13 protein-coding genes and 2 tRNA genes are annotated in these 16,781 nt (G+C 62.8%); 4 read left to right on the top strand and 11 right to left on the bottom strand.

Annotated features, from left to right (window positions below):
* Positions 1 to 374 precede the first annotated feature (374 nt).
* From CF161_RS10410 to CF161_RS10395, 4 genes are all read right to left on the bottom strand, one after another.
* Complete coding sequence (locus CF161_RS10410) at positions 375 to 1,658, bottom strand: virulence factor family protein (RefSeq protein ID WP_020296535.1); 1,284 nt, start codon at positions 1,656 to 1,658, stop codon at positions 375 to 377.
* Positions 1,658 to 4,306, bottom strand: coding sequence for a bifunctional lysylphosphatidylglycerol flippase/synthetase MprF (mprF, locus tag CF161_RS10405; protein WP_020296534.1), 2,649 nt, complete (start codon positions 4,304 to 4,306; stop codon positions 1,658 to 1,660). The genes CF161_RS10410 and mprF overlap by 1 nt, the downstream gene beginning before the upstream one ends.
* A gap of 281 nt (positions 4,307 to 4,587) precedes the next feature.
* Positions 4,588 to 4,664 (bottom strand) — tRNA-Met (locus CF161_RS10400).
* A gap of 207 nt (positions 4,665 to 4,871) precedes the next feature.
* A tRNA-Met gene (locus CF161_RS10395) sits at positions 4,872 to 4,948 on the bottom strand.
* A gap of 295 nt (positions 4,949 to 5,243) precedes the next feature.
* Here CF161_RS10395 and dinB point away from each other — a divergent pair.
* Positions 5,244 to 6,305: a DNA polymerase IV gene (dinB, locus tag CF161_RS10390; RefSeq protein WP_020296533.1), complete on the top strand. Its 1,062-nt coding sequence runs from the start codon at positions 5,244 to 5,246 to the stop codon at positions 6,303 to 6,305.
* 49 nt (positions 6,306 to 6,354) lie between these two features.
* Here the strand turns inward: dinB and CF161_RS10385 are convergent, their stop codons facing one another.
* The 4 genes from CF161_RS10385 to CF161_RS10370 form a co-directional block, all read right to left on the bottom strand.
* The gene (locus CF161_RS10385) at positions 6,355 to 7,308 is read right to left on the bottom strand and encodes a hypothetical protein (RefSeq protein WP_020296532.1); all 954 of its coding nucleotides are present in this window, start codon (positions 7,306 to 7,308) and stop codon (positions 6,355 to 6,357) included.
* Between the two features lie 19 nt (positions 7,309 to 7,327).
* Positions 7,328 to 9,043, bottom strand: coding sequence for a proline--tRNA ligase (locus CF161_RS10380; RefSeq protein WP_020296531.1), 1,716 nt, complete (start codon positions 9,041 to 9,043; stop codon positions 7,328 to 7,330).
* A gap of 129 nt (positions 9,044 to 9,172) precedes the next feature.
* Positions 9,173 to 10,738, bottom strand: a complete 1,566-nt coding sequence (locus CF161_RS10375; protein WP_020296530.1) for an AmpG family muropeptide MFS transporter — start codon at positions 10,736 to 10,738, stop codon at positions 9,173 to 9,175.
* A gap of 42 nt (positions 10,739 to 10,780) precedes the next feature.
* Complete coding sequence (locus CF161_RS10370; protein WP_020296529.1) at positions 10,781 to 11,134, bottom strand: MGMT family protein; 354 nt, start codon at positions 11,132 to 11,134, stop codon at positions 10,781 to 10,783.
* Between the two features lie 161 nt (positions 11,135 to 11,295).
* Between CF161_RS10370 and CF161_RS10365 the strand changes: the two genes are divergently transcribed.
* Complete coding sequence (locus CF161_RS10365) at positions 11,296 to 12,303, top strand: DUF481 domain-containing protein (protein ID WP_020296528.1); 1,008 nt, start codon at positions 11,296 to 11,298, stop codon at positions 12,301 to 12,303.
* A gap of 123 nt (positions 12,304 to 12,426) precedes the next feature.
* Here the strand turns inward: CF161_RS10365 and CF161_RS10360 are convergent, their stop codons facing one another.
* The gene (locus CF161_RS10360) at positions 12,427 to 12,636 is read right to left on the bottom strand and encodes a cold-shock protein (protein ID WP_002554837.1); all 210 of its coding nucleotides are present in this window, start codon (positions 12,634 to 12,636) and stop codon (positions 12,427 to 12,429) included.
* A 352-nt stretch (positions 12,637 to 12,988) separates the two neighbouring features.
* Here CF161_RS10360 and dcd point away from each other — a divergent pair, with 352 nt between their 5' ends.
* Entirely contained in the window at positions 12,989 to 13,555 is a 567-nt protein-coding gene (gene dcd / locus CF161_RS10355; RefSeq protein WP_017129950.1) for a dCTP deaminase, read from the top strand.
* Between the two features lie 105 nt (positions 13,556 to 13,660).
* Entirely contained in the window at positions 13,661 to 13,870 is a 210-nt protein-coding gene (locus tag CF161_RS10350; RefSeq protein WP_020296527.1) for a hypothetical protein, read from the top strand.
* A 37-nt stretch (positions 13,871 to 13,907) separates the two neighbouring features.
* Here the strand turns inward: CF161_RS10350 and pdeM are convergent, their stop codons facing one another.
* Positions 13,908 to 14,564: a ligase-associated DNA damage response endonuclease PdeM gene (pdeM, locus tag CF161_RS10345; protein WP_020296526.1), complete on the bottom strand. Its 657-nt coding sequence runs from the start codon at positions 14,562 to 14,564 to the stop codon at positions 13,908 to 13,910.
* On the bottom strand, positions 14,561 to 16,781 hold a 2,221-nt coding region (locus CF161_RS10340), incomplete at its 5' end, for a ligase-associated DNA damage response DEXH box helicase (RefSeq protein ID WP_020296525.1). The genes pdeM and CF161_RS10340, both read right to left, overlap by 4 nt.

Here is a 16,781-nt window from a genome sequence, read left to right as displayed (position 1 = left end):
CAGGAAACCGGCAGACCCGAAGGTCTCCCACGCACAGCCGCCATAACAGATGGATTGCAGGTGCTAAATTCGCCTGCAATCACTATGGGGTGCTAGTTGCCCAGACTCTTCGGGTTTCCAAGCCCGGTCACTGAAGGGTCAGCGACACCCGGAGCCTGGCCCGTCGAAGCGCAGGCCAACAAGGCGGCAAAGTGCCCAAAACGCACCCCTTACACAACTCTCGGAGTTTGCCTACGAGGTCATCGGTAGTCATCCAGTATTGCGCCGCCAAACGGTACGGCATGTTGCTGTCGACCCTCGGTTCCCGGCCGCAGCAGGCGTAAAAAAGCCCCCGCAACCCTAAGGCGGCGGAGGCTGTTTGCGCAGCGTCAGGATCACTCCTCGGCTTTGCTCTGGCGCTTCTCGATGGCATCCACCAGGCGCTTGGCCAGGGCTGGGTAGTTCTCGTCGAAGTGGTGGCCGCCGGGCAGTTTCATGGCTTCGCCCACCGCGGTCTTGTCGGTGCAGCCGCTTTCGTCGACTTCTTCGGCACCGTAGATGCACACCACTTTGGCGGCGGGCAGCTTGGCCATTTCCGGGCCGGTGGCGGCTTCCTTGCCGGCGTTGCCGAGCCAGCCGTCGACTTCGATCTCGAAGCTGCCGGTGCGGGCGAAGGCCAGCAGGATAATGGCGTCCACTCGCTGTTGCTCGGCTTCCGGCAGGCGGTTGTAGATGGCCGGCAAGACGTCGGCACCGAACGAGTAACCGGTCAGCACAAAGCGCTTGGTGCCCCATTTTTGCCGGTAGTGCTGCATCAGCTCGGTGAGGTCGGTGGCGCTTTGTTCCGGGGTCTTGTGCTGCCAGTAGTAGCGCAGGGTGTCGATGCCCACGACCGGGAAGCCGATCTTGGCCATTTCTCCGGCGACATCGCGGTCCAGATCGCGCCAGCCGCCGTCACCGGAGAGGAACAGGGTCACGGTGTCCTTGGCCTGGCCGGCCGGGACTTCCACCACCGGAATGTTCAGGCCGCCGTTTTCCGAGCCCACCAGCAGTTTGCGCAGTTCGTTGTTCAGCACCTGGGGCAGGTGAATGTCGTAGTCGCTGATGCTGGTGGTGGCGTTCGGCGTGTCGCGTACGAAACCGGCACTTTCGTCGTCCGGGTTGTCGTTCCAGGCCACCAGCCAATGGCCGTGGGCCAGGGTTTTCGGCAGCGGGTCGCTGCAGCCTGGCTCGTTGATGGTGAAGCCCACCGACACGGCCTGGGCCTTGTCATTGTTCTGGGCCGCTACCCAGCGCCAGGCCAGGGCTGCACCCGGGCCGATGCCGCTGACCAGGGTGGCCGGGCCGTTGAGTTGGCCGAGGGCGTTTTGCAGGGCGTGTTCCTGGGCCTTGCAATCGTCCTTGGGCACGATCACTTGCACGATCTGCGCGGCACCGCCCCGGCTCAGGGCCAGCAGCTGGTTGTCGCTCAGGGTCGCGTCGGCCAGGACCGCCACGGCCACCTGGGCCTTGGGCGTGGTGCCGGGGATGACGCGGGTCAGGGTCGAGCCATCGGCTTGGCTCAGGTGTTCCAGGGTCGGCTCGGGGGCTGGACGATTCCAGAACCAGTAACCACCGCCCGCTATCAGGGCCAGCACCACCAGGGTGGCCAGTACATACCGCCAAGAGCGTTGAATCATTAGCGTTTCACCAATCCAGTCAAGCCGCCCGCGATCAGGGCGGCGGTATCGGCCAGGGCAACCAGCGGATCGAGTCCGGCGGGCACGGCCATGTAACGGGGTTCCCAGTCAGGCTGGAATTTGTCTTTGAAGCGGCGCAAGCCCTGGAAGTTATACAGCTGCTCGCCGCGGCGGAACACCATCGAACCCAGGCGTTGGGTCAGCGGTGCGCCGCGACGCGGTTGCAGGCCTGACAACGGCACCATCCCCAGGCTGAAACGGGCGTAGCCATGGTTTTTATAATGCTGGATCAAGCCGACCATCATGAATTCCATGGTCAGCTTGGGCGCGTCGGGGTGGGCGCGCATCAGGTCGAGGCTGGCCAGGTCATGGCCGTAGGTCTCGAGCAGGTTGGCAAAGGCCACCGGGCGCCCTTCAAAGCGGATGATGGCGATGCGAAAGTGCTTGAGGTACTCATCGCTGAAACGGCCGAGGGAGAAGCCTTTCTCGCGCACGTTCTTGCCAGTCAGCCAGGCGTCGGAGATGACTTTCAGCTCGTCCATGGGCGCAAGACCCGGTTCGTGGATCTCCAGCGACAGGCCATCGCGGGTGCCACGGTTCCAGGTGTAGCGCAGGTCCTTCATCTCTTTGCCCTTGGCTTCGAGATCAAAGCGCTTGAGATCGACTCGGGCTTCTTCGCCGAGCTTGATCGCGGTCAGGCCGATGTCCATGTAGTACGGCAGGTTCTCCGCACGCACCTGGTAGAACACCGGGCGCGCATGGTGGATATCGCACAGGTCACGGAACTGCCAGATCATCTCGGCCCGTTGCTGGGTCGGCCCGATCGGGTCGTACAGGGCCACCAGGCTGCGCCCGCGACGGGCGTACATCAGGAAGGCGTCATCGTTGGGGTGGAACAGCAGCGCCTTGTCACCGGTCAGGGCCAGGCCGCCATCGGGCTGGGAGGAGGCCATGAGGATCTTGGCGGCTTTATCCAGCTCTTCGGGGGTGGGCAGGTGGATGACCGGGCGCGCGGTGCGCAGCAGCCAGGTCAGCGAGACCACCACCAGCAACACCGCGGCACCCAGCAGCGAGCGCAGGCCGCGCGGTGCATCGGCGTCCAGGGTGAACTGCCACCACAGCTGATGGCTGTAGGGCACGTCCTGATAGGCGAACAGCAGCAGCCAGATCGACGCCCCCAAGACGCAGACGCTGGCCACCAGGTACAGCGGCGAGAACGGCAGCTCGGTGAGGCGGCTCGGGCGATAGAACGAGCGACGGAACACCGCCAGCAGGCTGGCGGTCAGGGTCATCAGGCAGGCTTCTTCCCAGTCGAAGCCCTTGAGCAGCGAGAGCAGGGCGCCCACCAGCAGCAAAATGGTGGTCAGCATCCAGGCTGCCGACAGGCGGCGGCGCAGGCCCTGGGCCAAGAGCAGGCAGAGCACGCCGATCAGGCTGGCGCCAAAGTGCGAGGCATCCACCAGGCGATGGGGAATCAGAAAGCCGATGTGTTGCAGGCGGGTGTCGATCTCCGGCGTGGCCCCGGAAAACAGCAGCACCACCCCGGACAGGAATACCAGTACCGCCAGGATCGGCGCGGCCAGACCCGAGGCGACCCGCAGCGATTGGCGAGACTGAAACAGCCGTTGCGCTTCATTGATCAGCAGCAGAATGCACGCCACCAGCATCGGCAGCACCACATAGATCAGCCGGTACAGCAGCAGGGCGGCGGCCAGGGGCGCGGCACCCAGTTGGTCGGCGAAGGCGGCCAGCAGGATCGCCTCGAACACCCCGACACCGCCGGGTACATGGCTGAGCACGCCGGCGGCCAGGGCCAGCAGGTACACCAGCAGGAACGCACCAAAGGGCGGTGCCTCGGGCAGCAGCAGATAGAGCACGGTGGCGGCGGCGGCGACGTCGAGCGCGGTGATCAGCAATTGCAGCAGGGTCAGGCGTCGGCCCGGCAGGCGCAGGGTACGACGCCCGGCCTTGACCAGCAGGTTGTCGCGCAGCGGTTGTTCCGGCAGGCGCCGACGGTAGATGCCGATGCACAGCACGGCGCCCAGCAGCAGGACCGCCAGGGCGATCCCGCCCAGCAGGCTTTGCGGCAGACGCAGGGCCACGGAGGCCGCCGGCAGGTTGCTCAGGGTGGCCAATGCAGCCAGCGGCGGCAGCGCGCAGCCCAGGGACAGGCTGGCGAACAGGGTCATATGGGCTACATCTGAGGCGCCCACGCCGTGCCGGGCATAGAGCCGGTAGCGCACCGAACCGCCGGACAGCAGCGATAGCCCGATGGCATTGCCAATGGCAAAGGCGGTGAAGCCGCCCAGGGCCAGGGTCCGCGCCGGCAGGTCGACGCCGGCATAACGGCTGGCGGACCATTCATACCCCAGCAGGATGATGAAACCGACAATGGTTGCGCCCAAGGCGCCGAGCAGCGCTGGTTTCGGCACTTCCAGAATCGAGTCATGCAGGGCGTAGAGGTCGAGCTCGCTCAGCAGGTGGCGACAGGCGATCAGGGCAATGGCGAACAGCAGCAGGGTCACGGCCAGGCCGATGGGCTGGCGGTATTTGCTCAACAGGTCCAGCCAGCGCAAACGAGTGACTGTGATCGGTTGGGTCGCTGTAACGGTATCGGTGTCTTGTGAATCAGACGAGTTGGCGCGCATCAATCACCTCTTGGATTGTGCGCGACAGGATGGAGGTATCCAGCCAAGTTACCAATCCCTGTAGAAAAAATAATTTCAAATATTAACGCGTCTTGCCATGGTCGACGACTGTGCACCCTTGCGTGTCAAAAGGGTGTCGTTTGCGACTGAGCATAGTCTGCATAAGAGGAGTCGGGGGCGCTGGCTGACGCATCGCCATACATTGCCAGATCATTGTTGCGAAAGAACTTTTTCGACAGATACAAAAAAGGCCACTCTTTCGAGCAGCCTTGTTTGATGTTTGGTTGCGGGAGCCGGATTTGAACCGACGACCTTCGGGTTATGAGCCCGACGAGCTACCAGACTGCTCCATCCCGCGTCTGTGTGGCGGCATTCTACAGGCGAACGCTTGAGTGTCAACCGTTAATGCAGAAACGGGTCAAATAAGCGGTGAACGGTTATCAGGGCGGGTAAGTCATGGTCCAGCAAGGGGTTTTGCTTTTGCATCGGACGGGCTGAGCCGGGAAGGGGGTAAAACCTGCGGACACAAAAAAGGCCACTCTTTCGAGTAGCCTTTTTTGATGTTTGGTTGCGGGAGCCGGATTTGAACCGACGACCTTCGGGTTATGAGCCCGACGAGCTACCAGACTGCTCCATCCCGCGTCTGTGTGTCGGCATTCTACAGAGGAATGCCTGGCTGTCAAATGCTAATTCAAGAAAACCTCTTCTCCTTCAATCGCTTAGCGCCTCTGGCGGGGCCTTGCAAGGGGCTGCGAGGCCTGTCGCACGGGGCTTTCAGCTCTATTGAAGGGGGAGGAACGATTGAAGAAATAAATTCATCGCGGATTTTTCCTACATTCATATCAGAGGAATCAAAGCACTGGTGCTATATACAGGTGTCAGTGAGATACTGCCGGCCCGGTTTATTGTTACCTCTGTCCGTGAACTCTGCCTTTATATGACGCAGCGCAAAATCATCCATATCGACTGTGATTGCTTCTACGCCGCCATCGAAATGCGCGATGACCCGACGCTTGCCAGCAAGCCGCTGGCGGTGGGCGGCTCGGCGGAGCGGCGGGGGGTGATAGCCACCTGCAACTACGAGGCGCGGGCCTATGGAGTGCGTTCGGCCATGTCTTCGCGGCACGCCCTGACCCTGTGCCCGGACCTGACCATCGTCAAACCGCGGATGGACGCCTACCGCGAGGCGTCGAAGGAAATCCAGGCGATCTTTCGCGATTACACCGACCTGATCGAGCCTCTGTCGCTGGATGAGGCCTATCTCGATGTTTCCGACAGCCAGAGCTTCGCCGGCAGTGCCACGCGCATCGCTCAGGATATTCGGCGCCGGGTGTCCAATCAGTTGCACATCACGGTCTCGGCCGGGGTCGCGCCGAACAAGTTCCTGGCCAAGATCGCCAGTGACTGGAAGAAGCCCAACGGCTTGTTTGTGATCACCCCGGACCTGGTCGAGGATTTTGTCTCGGCGCTGCCGGTCAACAAGTTGCACGGTGTGGGCAAGGTCACCGCCGACAAGCTGGGTCGGCTCGGTATCGTCAACTGCGAGGAATTGCGCGACTGGACCAAGCTGGCGCTGGTGCGCGAGTTCGGCAGTTTTGGCGAGCGCCTGTGGGGGCTGGCGCGGGGCATCGATGAGCGCCCGGTGCAGAACGACAGCCGCCGGCAATCGATCAGTGTCGAAAATACCTACGACGTCGATCTACCGGATCTGGAGGCCTGCCTGGACAAACTGCCCGAGCTGATGGCGACCCTGGCCGGGCGCATCGAACGGATCGACAGCAGCTATCGACCGGGCAAGCCGTTCGTCAAAGTGAAGTTTCACGACTTCACCCAAACCACGCTGGAGCAGGCGGGGGCCGGCAGGGATCTGGAAAGTTATCAACAGTTGCTGACCCAGGCGTTCAAGCGCGGCGGCAAGCCGGTGCGTTTGCTGGGGATTGGCGTGCGATTGCAGGATTTGCGCGGCGGGCATGAACAGTTGGAGTTGTTCAATCGCTGAAGGCGGGCAAGCCGATCACCGGTAAGTCGGCGATCGGTTGAGCAGGGGATCAGTTGGCGCCAGGGTCGGCGACCAGGCGGCCGGCGTTCTTGGTCAGCGACTTGAGAAATTCGCTTTGCAGTTCCGGGTCGTTGCGGGTCAGTTCGATCAGGCTTTGTTCCAGCTCGCTGGCTTCTTCTTCCAGGCCCAGTTCCGACAGACGCTTGACCCGGTGTACCCACTGGCTCACTTCGTCGTCTTCCAGGTCGTCGTAGATCAGCGTGTGCGCTTCGAGCAATTTGTTGCGCAGGTTGCCGCTGATGGCCAGGGAGGAGTCGGTGTGCACGTCATCCTGGGCATCTTCGACACGGATCAGCAGCTTGCCGATGTGGTTCAGATCCTGTTCGGAGAACGGGCTGTCCAGCAGGTTCAGGCGCAACACGCCGTTACGGTCAGTGCTCAGATCGTGGGTCAGCTTGCCGGCCGTGACCTGCACCGGACGCTCGCTCCATGGCAGGCTCGAATACTCCACGCGCTTGTCGCGCTGGACTTCATCGATGCCCGCCAGGTTCTGCTGCGCGCGACCGTGAGACTGCACGTTCATGAACGGGTTGATCCCGGCTACGCCGTAGCTGATCCAGTCCTTGGTGACGCTGTCCGGCAGGTTGCCCAGGGCGAAGACGTTGACCACATTGGCGCCGACGCCGGCGACGATCGCCACCAGGCCTGCCGGGATCTCGTAGAGTTCGCGCCAGGGCTGGTAGGGCGTGTAGCGATCATAGCGGCGGGTGACCTCGAATTCGGTGACTTCGAAGGTCTTCTGCTCGTGGATACGAACCCGGCGTTGCGGCAGCTCAAGCACCTTAGGCTCACCGACATCGATCTGCAGGCTGTGATCGAGCAATTTACGCTCGACCCGCTCCTCGTGCTCGCTGCGTTGTGACATCTGATTGGCACAGCCGCTGAGCAACAGGGTGCCGCACAGGGCGGCACCACCGAGGCTTAAGGTGTTTCGCTTGAACATGACTTCTCTTGATCTGGTTTCAGCGACGGATAAGGGCTTGGAGGAAGGACAGTACGTCAGCCACCGGCAACGCTTGTGCCTCGGCTTCGGTGCGGCTCTTGTATTCCAGGTTGCCTTCGGCGAGGCCGCGGTCACTGACCACGATCCGGTGCGGAATGCCGATCAGCTCCATGTCCGCGAACTTGATGCCCGGGCTGGTTTTCTTGTCGCGGTCGTCCAGCAGCACTTCGAAGCCGGCAGCGGTCAGTTCCGCGTACAGCTTGTCGGTGGCTTCACGCACCTGTTCGGTTTCGTAGCGCAGTGGCACCAGGGCGATCTGGAACGGGGCCAGGCCGTCGCTCCAGATGATGCCGTTGGCGTCGTTGTTCTGCTCGATGGCAGCGGCTACCACGCGGGAGACGCCAATGCCGTAGCAGCCCATTTCCAGGGTTACCGGCTTGCCGTTATCGCCCAGCACTTCGCACTTCATCGCCTTGCTGTACTTGTTGCCCAGCTGGAAGATGTGCCCGACTTCGATGCCGCGCTTGATTTCCAGGGTGCCCTTGCCATCCGGGCTCGGATCGCCGGCCACCACGTTGCGCAGGTCGGCAACGGTCGGAACCGGCAGGTCGCGTTCCCAGTTGACGCCAAAGTAGTGCTTGTCGTCGATGTTGGCGCCGATGCCGAAGTCGCTCATCAGCTCGACCGAGCGGTCGATGATGATCGGCAGTGGCAGGTTCAGCGGGCCCAGGGAACCGGCGCCGGCGCCGATGGCGTCACGCAGTTCGGCGTCCGAGGCCATGACCAGCGGGCTGGCCACGCCTGGCTGCTGGGCGGCTTTGATTTCGTTGAGTTCGTGGTCGCCACGGATCACCAGGGCGATCAGCTTGCCTTCTTCTTCGGCGTGCACGATCAGGGTCTTGATGGTCTTTTCAATCGGCAGATTGAATTTGTCCACCAGGGCCGCGATGGTCTTGGTCTCCGGGGTGTCGACCAGGCGCAGCTCTTCGCTTGGCGCGGGGCGGGACGTTTCCCGTGGCACGGCTTCGGCTTTCTCGATGTTCGCCGCGTAGTCGGAACCGTTGCTGAAGACGATGTCGTCTTCGCCGGATTCGGCCAGTACGTGGAACTCGTGGGAGCCGGCGCCACCGATGGAGCCGTTGTCGGCTTCAACCGGGCGGAATTTCAGGCCCAGGCGGGTGAAGACGTTGCAGTAGGCCTGGTGCATGCGGTCATAGGTGACTTGCAGCGATGCCTGGTCGGCGTGGAAGGAGTAGGCGTCCTTCATGATGAATTCGCGGCCGCGCATCAAACCGAAGCGTGGGCGGATCTCATCGCGGAATTTGGTCTGGATCTGGTACAGGTTGATCGGCAGCTGCTTATAGCTGCTCAACTCGTTGCGCATCAGATCGGTGATCACTTCTTCATGGGTCGGGCCGGCGCAGAAGTCGCGGCCGTGACGATCCTTGAAGCGCAGCAGCTCGGGGCCGTACTCTTCCCAGCGCCCGGATTCCTGCCACAGCTCAGCCGGCTGAGTGCTCGGCATCAACACTTCAAGCGAGCCGGCGGCGTTCATTTCTTCACGAACGACGGCTTCGACCTTGCGCATCACTCGCAAGCCCATCGGCAGCCAGGTGTACAGGCCCGAGGCGAGTTTGCGGATCATGCCGGCGCGCAGCATCAGCTGGTGGCTGATGACGACCGCGTCGGAAGGCGTTTCTTTCTGTGTGGCGAGCAAAAATTGACTGGTGCGCATGGTTGGCCGTTGTCGGTTGCTGATGACGAGAAATGACGGAGCATTGTACGGGCGAGATCCGCTGGCGTACAGGCGTGTGGCCGGGCCGGTCGGGGGAGGCTGGCCAAAGCCCGCAACCCCCGGGGTTTGCTATGGATTTTCGCTGGCGGCGGCAGGTGCCGTGGCGGGTTCCGGCGTGGCAGTGGGCCCGGAGCGGCGGCTTTCCTGGAACCAGTGCAGGGCGATCAGGATCAAGGTCGGCACGCCGAGCAGGGCGGTGATCAGGAAGAAGTCGTGGTAACCGAACTTCTCCACCATGACCCCGGAGTAGCCGCCGATCAGGCGCGGCAACAGCAGCATGATCGAGCTGAGCAGGGCGTACTGGGTGGCGGAGAACTTGAGGTTGGTCAGGCTCGACAGGTAGGCGACGAACGCCGAGGTGGCCATGCCCGAGCTGAAATTGTCCAGAGAGATGGTCACCACCAGCATCTGCAGGTTGGCGCCCATGTCGGCCAGCATCAGGAACAGCAGGTTGGTGCCCGCCGAGGCGACGCCGCCGATGAACAGGATCGGCAAAATGCCGAAGCGCACGATCAGCAGGCCGCCCATGCCGGCGCCAACCAGGGTCATGATCAGCCCGAAAATCTTGCTCACGCTGGCGATCTGGTCCTTGGTGAAGCCCTGGTCGATGTAGAACACGTTGGCCATCACGCCCATCACGGTGTCGGACATGCGGTAGGTGGCGATCAGGCCCAGCAGCAGGAAGGCCTGCCAGCGGTAGCGCAGGATAAAGTCGTTGACCGGTGTCAGTACCGGCGCCAGGCCACGGCGGCCCATGGTGGACAGGCACAGGGTGGTCAGGATGATGTAAAGAATCGCCCGCAGGAAGGCGCGGTCGTCCAGCAGCAGGTCAAGCGGGCTGGCGCCGCCAAACAACACGCTGGCGAAGTCGGTGTTGTACAGCTGGGTGAACATGGCCGGCACCGAGACCAGCAGCACGATCAGCACGAACACCGACATCAGTTGATGGACAAAGCTGTAGCGCCCGGCCGACAGCTGAGTGCGCAGCGGCACCGGGGGCTCGCGCATGAATAGGGTGGTCAGCAGGGCCGGCACCATCAGCAAGCCAAACAGGACGTAGGTGCCGGTCCAGGCCGAGTGCTTGTAGTTGAAGCCGGTGGAACCGAAACCTTCGGCGAAGAACAGCGCGCCGGCGGTCGCCAGCAGCGCGGCAATTCGGTAGCCGGACATATAGCTGGCAGCCAGGGCGGCCTGGCGGCTGTCATCGGCGATTTCCAGGCGATAGGCGTCGACTGCGATGTCTTGGGTGGCCGAGGCGAAGGCCACGACCACGGCAATGGCGATCAGCCAGGACAAATGTTTTTGCGGGTCGCAGAAGCCCATGCCGATCAGGCCGAGAATCACCAGGGTCTGGGACAGCACCAGCCAGGAGCGGCGGCGGCCCAGTTTACCCAGCAGCGGCAGGCGCCATTGATCGAGCAGGGGGGACCACACCCACTTGAAGGCATAGGCCAGGCCAATCAGGCTGGCATAGCCGATCGTCTCGCGGGCCACACCGGCCTCACGCAGCCAGACGGAAAGGGTCGAAAACACCAGCATGTATGGCAAGCCGGCGGCGAAACCAAGCAGCAACAGCACGAGCGTCGAGGGGCTGGCATAGGCGGCGAGCGCGGCGCGCCAGGTTTTACGGGGCATGGGCTGGAGTCTGCCTCAGGTTGCGGAAACAAAGCGCGCACTCTAACCGCTGTGCTCTACCGGGCGCCAGCCATGGCACCGAATATCCACCCGATTGTTCAGGATAACGACACCTTCGTCGCGCAAGCGTGCACGCTGTTCATCGCCCGAGGGGCTGCCTGCTGGCAAACTGATACGCCCGCCGGCGGCCAATACCCGGTGCCAGGGCAGGCGGGTGTCGGCCGGCAATTGACTGAGGGTGCGTCCGACCCAGCGCGCCGCTCGCCCCAGGCCGGCCAGGTCCGCCAGTTGGCCGTAGCTCACGACCTTGCCGGCTGGCACCTGGGCCAGGGTCAGGTAGAGTGCCGTGCGTCGGATTTGCGCGGGGCTTTCAGCGGCTTCGCTCGGTTCGGTCACGTTTGTGGTTCCTGATCTGCCTGCCGGTCGTTGGTCGGGGCAGTCATTTAATAGAGAGTGAGAATTGAACTCACTATAAATGCCTGGGTCAGTCCTAGCTAAGGCCTGATCCAACGGGATAATGCCGCTTTTTTTCGCAAACTCGAGCCCTGTATTTGCTTATGTTGCCAAGAACCCTGCTGTGCCTCGCTGTCTTCAGCGCCTCCACGCCCTTGCTGGCCGACACCGTCTGGTTGAAGAACGGTGACCGGTTAAGCGGCAAGATCAAGGTGTTCGACGGCGGAAAGCTGTTGATCCAGACCGACTACGCCGGGGCGATCCCGATCGACTGGAAACAGGTCAAGACCCTGGAAAGCGATCAGGAGCTGCTGGTCAAACAGGACGCCTACACCGGCGAGAAGGCCAAATCGCTGCAACCTGCCGATGATGGCAAGGTGGTATTAGCCAATGGAGAGGCGCCGCGCACGGTCGAGCTGGCCAGTATCCAGCAGATCGTGAAGCCCAAGCCGGTGGTTGAGGATCTGATCTGGAAAGGGCATGTCGACGTGGCCCTGGATTATCAGCGCGCGGAGAAGGATACCGACGACTACGACGTCGATTTCAAGACCTCGGCCCGTCATGGCAAATGGCGGCACACCGCCGAAGGCGAGTACAACCGCGAGTTCCAGGATGACGTGGTGACCACGGACAACTGGCGGGCGGAGTACGCGCTGGATCGCTTTATCACGGACCAGTGGTTCTGGCAGGGGCGGCTGACTTACAAGCGCGACAAGGTTGAAGACCTGTCTCGTCAGCGGGTGGTGGGTACCGGTCCGGGTTACCAGTTCTGGGATGACGAGCTGGGTGCATTCTCCCTGGGCTCGCTGCTCAACCGTACCGATTACGAATATTCCGATGGCGGCAAGGACAACTTCTATTCCCTGGCCATGAAGTGGGACTACAACCGCTTCCTGATCGGCAAGCGCGTCGAGTTCTTCACCACGGGCGAGGTAGGCAGGCCGTTGTCGGGCGTGGCGGATTACGCGTTGGATGCCGAGATGGGGTTGCGGTACAAGGTCACCGACTGGGCTTCCCTCAATCTCAAGGCTGAGAAAGATGTGATCAGTGGCACCGAAGACAGCGACCTGAGCAAGACTCGGTACACCGCAGGCTTTGGCGTCACCTGGTAGTTCGCTGATTCAAGGCGGGCCTGAGGGTTCGGTCCGTCTTGAGTTGCAGCACTGCAGACAAAACAGACGGGCACAAAAAAGCCCCGCTTTTGAGGGCGGGGCTTTTTACTGGATCAGTACAAGTTAGATAACTTGAACTTCTTCAGCTTGCATGCCTTTCTGACCGCGGGTAGCGATGAAAGAAACCTGTTGGCCTTCTTTCAGGCTTTTGAAGCCGTCGGATTGGATTGCTTTGAAGTGTACGAACAGGTCGTCACCGGATTGTGGAGTGATGAAGCCGAAGCCTTTTTCATCGTTGAACCACTTAACGGTACCGGTTTGGCGATTAGACATGGTGTATCTCCTTGGACAAAGTTAACTGCGACTCAGGAAAAGCCCTGGCCGAGACTGAGTGCAAAGAGCAGGAAAAATTCTTGGAGATGGTTGGATCGAAATTCAACATCGTGTAGAGATTCTCAGTGACACAAGCAGCACAGTGGCGCCACCTTAACCCTTTTTCCGGAACGTGCCAATGGTCTTTGCGAAGGTTTCTCTGTTTTCGTGACTGACGGTGTCGGGCAAGTCCTGCAAGCCCCAGGGATTGCGGGGATTAGCGAGAAAAACGCCCGAGACTTTGAACCCGGCGACCTGCCCCGGTAAGATGCCGGACAGAATTTTTCCACCTCGCTATTTCAGGACACCCGCCATGAGCATCAAATCGGACAAGTGGATTCGCCGCATGGCGCAAGAACACGGGATGATCGAACCCTTCGTCGAGCGCCAGATGCGTGGCGAAGGCGCCGACCGGGTGATTTCCTTCGGTGTCTCGAGCTACGGCTACGACGTGCGTTGCGCCGATGAATTCAAGGTGTTCACCAACATCAATTCGGCCACCGTGGACCCGAAGAACTTCGATGAAAAGAGCTTCGTCGATATCAAAAGCGACGTCTGCATCATCCCGCCGAACTCCTTCGCCCTGGCGCGCACCGTCGAATACTTCCGCATCCCGCGCAATGTGCTGACCATCTGCCTCGGCAAGAGCACCTACGCGCGCTGCGGGATCATCGTCAACGTGACCCCGCTGGAACCCGAGTGGGAAGGCCACGTGACCCTGGAGTTCTCCAACACCACCACGCTGCCGGCGAAGATCTACGCCAACGAAGGCGTGGCACAGATGTTGTTTCTGGAATCCGATGAAGAATGCGAAGTGTCCTATAAGGACCGTGGCGGCAAGTACCAGGGCCAGCGTGGCGTGACCCTGCCGCGTACTTGAGGCATTGATCTGACGAGCTGTGGGAATTCCTGAGCCGGCAGGCACTCTATGGGTGTACTGCCCCGGTTCGCGCAAGGCGGGCCGCGCTTAGCTCAGGAGTGTCCTATGAAGATCGATCCGCGAATAAGCGCCGAATTGGCGAGGCTTGAACCCAATCAGGTCGGTGTACTGGCCTGGTCTCTGCTGGCCCATCCGGCCAACATGGCAGGCGGCATCCCTGGCCAGCCTGATCCCGATACCCCGCAACCCAACCAGCCCACCGAACCCGGCGAACCAACCCTGCCGGACGAACCGCCTCCCGTCCCTGTGGCCTGAGGCCGGTCGATGGCCAGTCAGGCGCTGCGTCGCACGCTCAACTGACTGGCCAGACCCGTTGCTCACCCACCACGTAGATCCGGCTGTCCGGCATCGGCGCTATGCGATGGCCGCCGGTAAAGGCGCCGAACGCCGGCAGCAGGCTGACCTCAGGCCCCAGTTGAAAACACGCCAGGCGCAGGCTTTGCCGGCCCTTGCCCTGCAAGCGATAAACCGGGTGCACGTGGCCGGCGAGTACATGCTGGCCGGGGCGTGGGACGGGGGCGTGGCACAGCGCGAACGGCCCTAGGCTGAGCGGTTCGTCGACCACCTCGATACCCAGGTCGGCCGGCGGGTCGCCAGACCGCTGGTCGTGGTTGCCGCGGATCAAGGTCACCCGCAATGCCGGATGCCGCTGACGCCAGGCGCGCAAGGGCGCCAGGGTGGCTTCGACCTGGGAGCCCGGGCCGTGCAGAAAGTCGCCGAGAAAGATCAGCCGCTCGCAGTCCAGCTTGGCCAGTAGGCCTTCTAGCACCCGCAGGTTGCTCGCGGTGGTGCCCCGGGGCACCGGCTGGCCCAGGCTGCGATAAGCGGCGGCCTTGCCGAAATGCGCATCGGCAATCAGCAGGCAACGCTGGGCGGGCCAGTAGATGGCTTTTTCCGCCAGCAACCACAGGCTTTCGCCAGCCAGGGTGACCGGGCAATGCGCGCTCATGATCGGCCTGCGCGGTCAGCCGAGGTTTCCAGATCGCTGACCATCCGCGCGATACGGTCGGCGAGTTTTTCCGAACTCATGCTTTCCCTGAAACGCTCCACCAGCAACGGAAAGGCCAGGGGCGTCGCGCGTTTGATGGCATGCAGGTCGAGCCGCAACTGGCTGATATGGGCCAGGGTCTGCTCCAGGCGCTGCACATCCAGTTCTTCGCGCAGCACTTCCTCGGCAGCCTGGGCCAGCAGCAGGTTGCCGGCGTCGTATTGCTTGAACACTTCAAAGAACAGGCTGCTGGATGCCTGCACCTGACGCGTGCTTTTCGGCGCGCCGGGGTAGCCGGCGAACACCAGGCCGGCAATGCGCGCCACTTCGCGAAAGCGCCGTTGGGCGAGCTCCCCGGCATTGAGGCTGGCCAGCACATCGGGCAGCAGGTGCTCACGGCTTAACAACTCATCGTTGAATGAGTGATGCCAGTCGATGGGCGTGGCGCTGAGCAGTTCCAGGCCGTAGTCGTTGACCGCGATGGAAAAGGTGATGGCCTGGCGCTGGCTGATGCGCCACGCCAGCAGGCTGGCCAGCCCCAGGTGCACCTGGCGGCCGGCGAAGGGGTAAAGAAACAGGTGCCAGCCTTCGCGGGATTTCAGGGTTTCGGCCAGCAGGGTCTGCGGCGTCGGCAGGCTCGACCAGCGTTGCTGCAGCTCTAGCAGGGGCTGCACCCGCTGCATTTCCGGGCCGCGATACTGGCCTTGGGCGGCTTCGCCAAAACGCTGGATCATGGCGGCTGCCAGCTCCCCGGAGAGCGGCATGCGCCCGCCGTTCCAGCGTGGTACGGCGGCCTTTTTCGCGGTGCTGCGACGTACATAGGCGGTCATGTTTTCCACCCGCACCAGTTCCAGCAGGCGGCCGGCGAACAAAAAACCATCTCCCGGGCGCAGGCGGGCGATAAAACCTTCCTCGACATTGCCCAGGGTCTTGCCGCCACCGCCCTTGCTCCAGAACTTCAATTGCAGGCTGGCGTCGCTGACGATGGTGCCGATGCTCATGCGATGGCGGCGGGCCAGGCGTGCATCCGGCACGCGCCAGATGCCCTGTTCGTCCGGCTCCACCCGGCGGTAATCGGGATAGGCGGTCAGGGACAGCCCGCCGTGGCGCACAAAGGCCAGGGCCCAGGCCCATTCAGCGTCGCTGAGGTCACGGTAGGCCCAGGTGCTGCGCACTTCCCGCAGCAGTTGCGCCGGCTCGAAACCGCCGCCCAGGGCCATGCTCACCACGTGCTGCACCAACACGTCCAGCGGCTTGTGCGGCGAGGTGCGCGGCTCGAGTCGGCGCTGGGCCACGGCGTCCTGTGCGGCGGCGGCTTCGATCAGTTCCAGGCTGTGGGTCGGCACCAGGGTCACCCGCGAGGCGCGCCCCGGCGCATGGCCCGAGCGGCCGGCGCGCTGTATCAGGCGCGCCACGCCCTTGGCCGAACCGATCTGCAGCACCCGCTCCACCGGCAGGAAGTCCACCCCCAGGTCCAGGCTCGAGGTGCAGACCACCGCCTTGAGTTGCCCATCCTTGAGCGCGCGCTCGACCCAATCGCGGGTTTCCCGGGCCAGGGAGCTGTGGTGCAGGGCGATCAGCCCGGCCCAGTCCGGCCGTGCTTCCAGCAACGCCTGATACCAGACCTCGGCCTGGGCGCGGGTGTTGGTGAACACCAGGCAACTGGGGCTGGTGTCGATTTCTGCCACCACCTGGGGCAGCAGGCGCAGGCCCATGTGCCCGGCCCAGGGGAAGCGCTCGATGACCGCCGGCAACAGGGTGTCGACCTGCAATGGCTTGCGGTTGTCGCCTTGCACGCTGAGGGCCGGCCCCTGGGGGATCAGCACCTGTTCGGCATAAGCCTGGTTGCCCAGGGTCGCGGAAACGCCCCACACGATCAGCTCCGGGTGCCATTGGCGCAGGCGGGCCAGGGCCAGTTGCAGCTGCACGCCACGCTTGTTGCCAAGCAATTCGTGCCATTCATCCACCACCACCATGCGCAAGGTCGCCAGCGCGCTTTCGGCATCGGCGCGGGCCAGCAACAGGGTCAGGCTTTCCGGGGTGGTGATCAGCGCCGTGGGCAGGCGTCGGCCCTGGCGTGCGCGTTCGCCGGGGCTGGTATCTCCGGTGCGCAGGCCGACGCTCCAGGCAATGCCCAGGGCGGGCAGGGGCGCCTGCAGCGCACGGGCGCTGTCGGCG

The organism is Pseudomonas sp. CF161 (assembly GCF_000416215.1).
Taxonomy (GTDB): Bacteria; Pseudomonadota; Gammaproteobacteria; order Pseudomonadales; family Pseudomonadaceae; genus Aquipseudomonas.
The sequence above is the reverse complement of the archived record's forward strand: the minus strand, read 5'-3'. Positions and strand labels throughout refer to the sequence as shown.

Excerpts from the sequence above, each read along its gene's own strand:
- CF161_RS10410 (WP_020296535.1), bottom strand. The coding sequence starts at position 1,658 with ATGATTCAACGCTCTTGGCGGTATGTACTGGCCACCCTGGTGGTGCTG.
- mprF (WP_020296534.1), bottom strand. The coding sequence starts at position 4,306 with ATGCGCGCCAACTCGTCTGATTCACAAGACACCGATACCGTTACAGCG.
- dinB (WP_020296533.1), top strand. The coding sequence starts at position 5,244 with ATGACGCAGCGCAAAATCATCCATATCGACTGTGATTGCTTCTACGCC.
- CF161_RS10385 (WP_020296532.1), bottom strand. The coding sequence starts at position 7,308 with ATGTTCAAGCGAAACACCTTAAGCCTCGGTGGTGCCGCCCTGTGCGGC.
- CF161_RS10380 (WP_020296531.1), bottom strand. The coding sequence starts at position 9,043 with ATGCGCACCAGTCAATTTTTGCTCGCCACACAGAAAGAAACGCCTTCC.
- CF161_RS10375 (WP_020296530.1), bottom strand. The coding sequence starts at position 10,738 with ATGCCCCGTAAAACCTGGCGCGCCGCGCTCGCCGCCTATGCCAGCCCC.
- CF161_RS10365 (WP_020296528.1), top strand. The coding sequence starts at position 11,296 with ATGTTGCCAAGAACCCTGCTGTGCCTCGCTGTCTTCAGCGCCTCCACG.
- CF161_RS10360 (WP_002554837.1), bottom strand. The coding sequence starts at position 12,636 with ATGTCTAATCGCCAAACCGGTACCGTTAAGTGGTTCAACGATGAAAAA.
- dcd (WP_017129950.1), top strand. The coding sequence starts at position 12,989 with ATGAGCATCAAATCGGACAAGTGGATTCGCCGCATGGCGCAAGAACAC.
- CF161_RS10350 (WP_020296527.1), top strand. The coding sequence starts at position 13,661 with ATGAAGATCGATCCGCGAATAAGCGCCGAATTGGCGAGGCTTGAACCC.
- pdeM (WP_020296526.1), bottom strand. The coding sequence starts at position 14,564 with ATGAGCGCGCATTGCCCGGTCACCCTGGCTGGCGAAAGCCTGTGGTTG.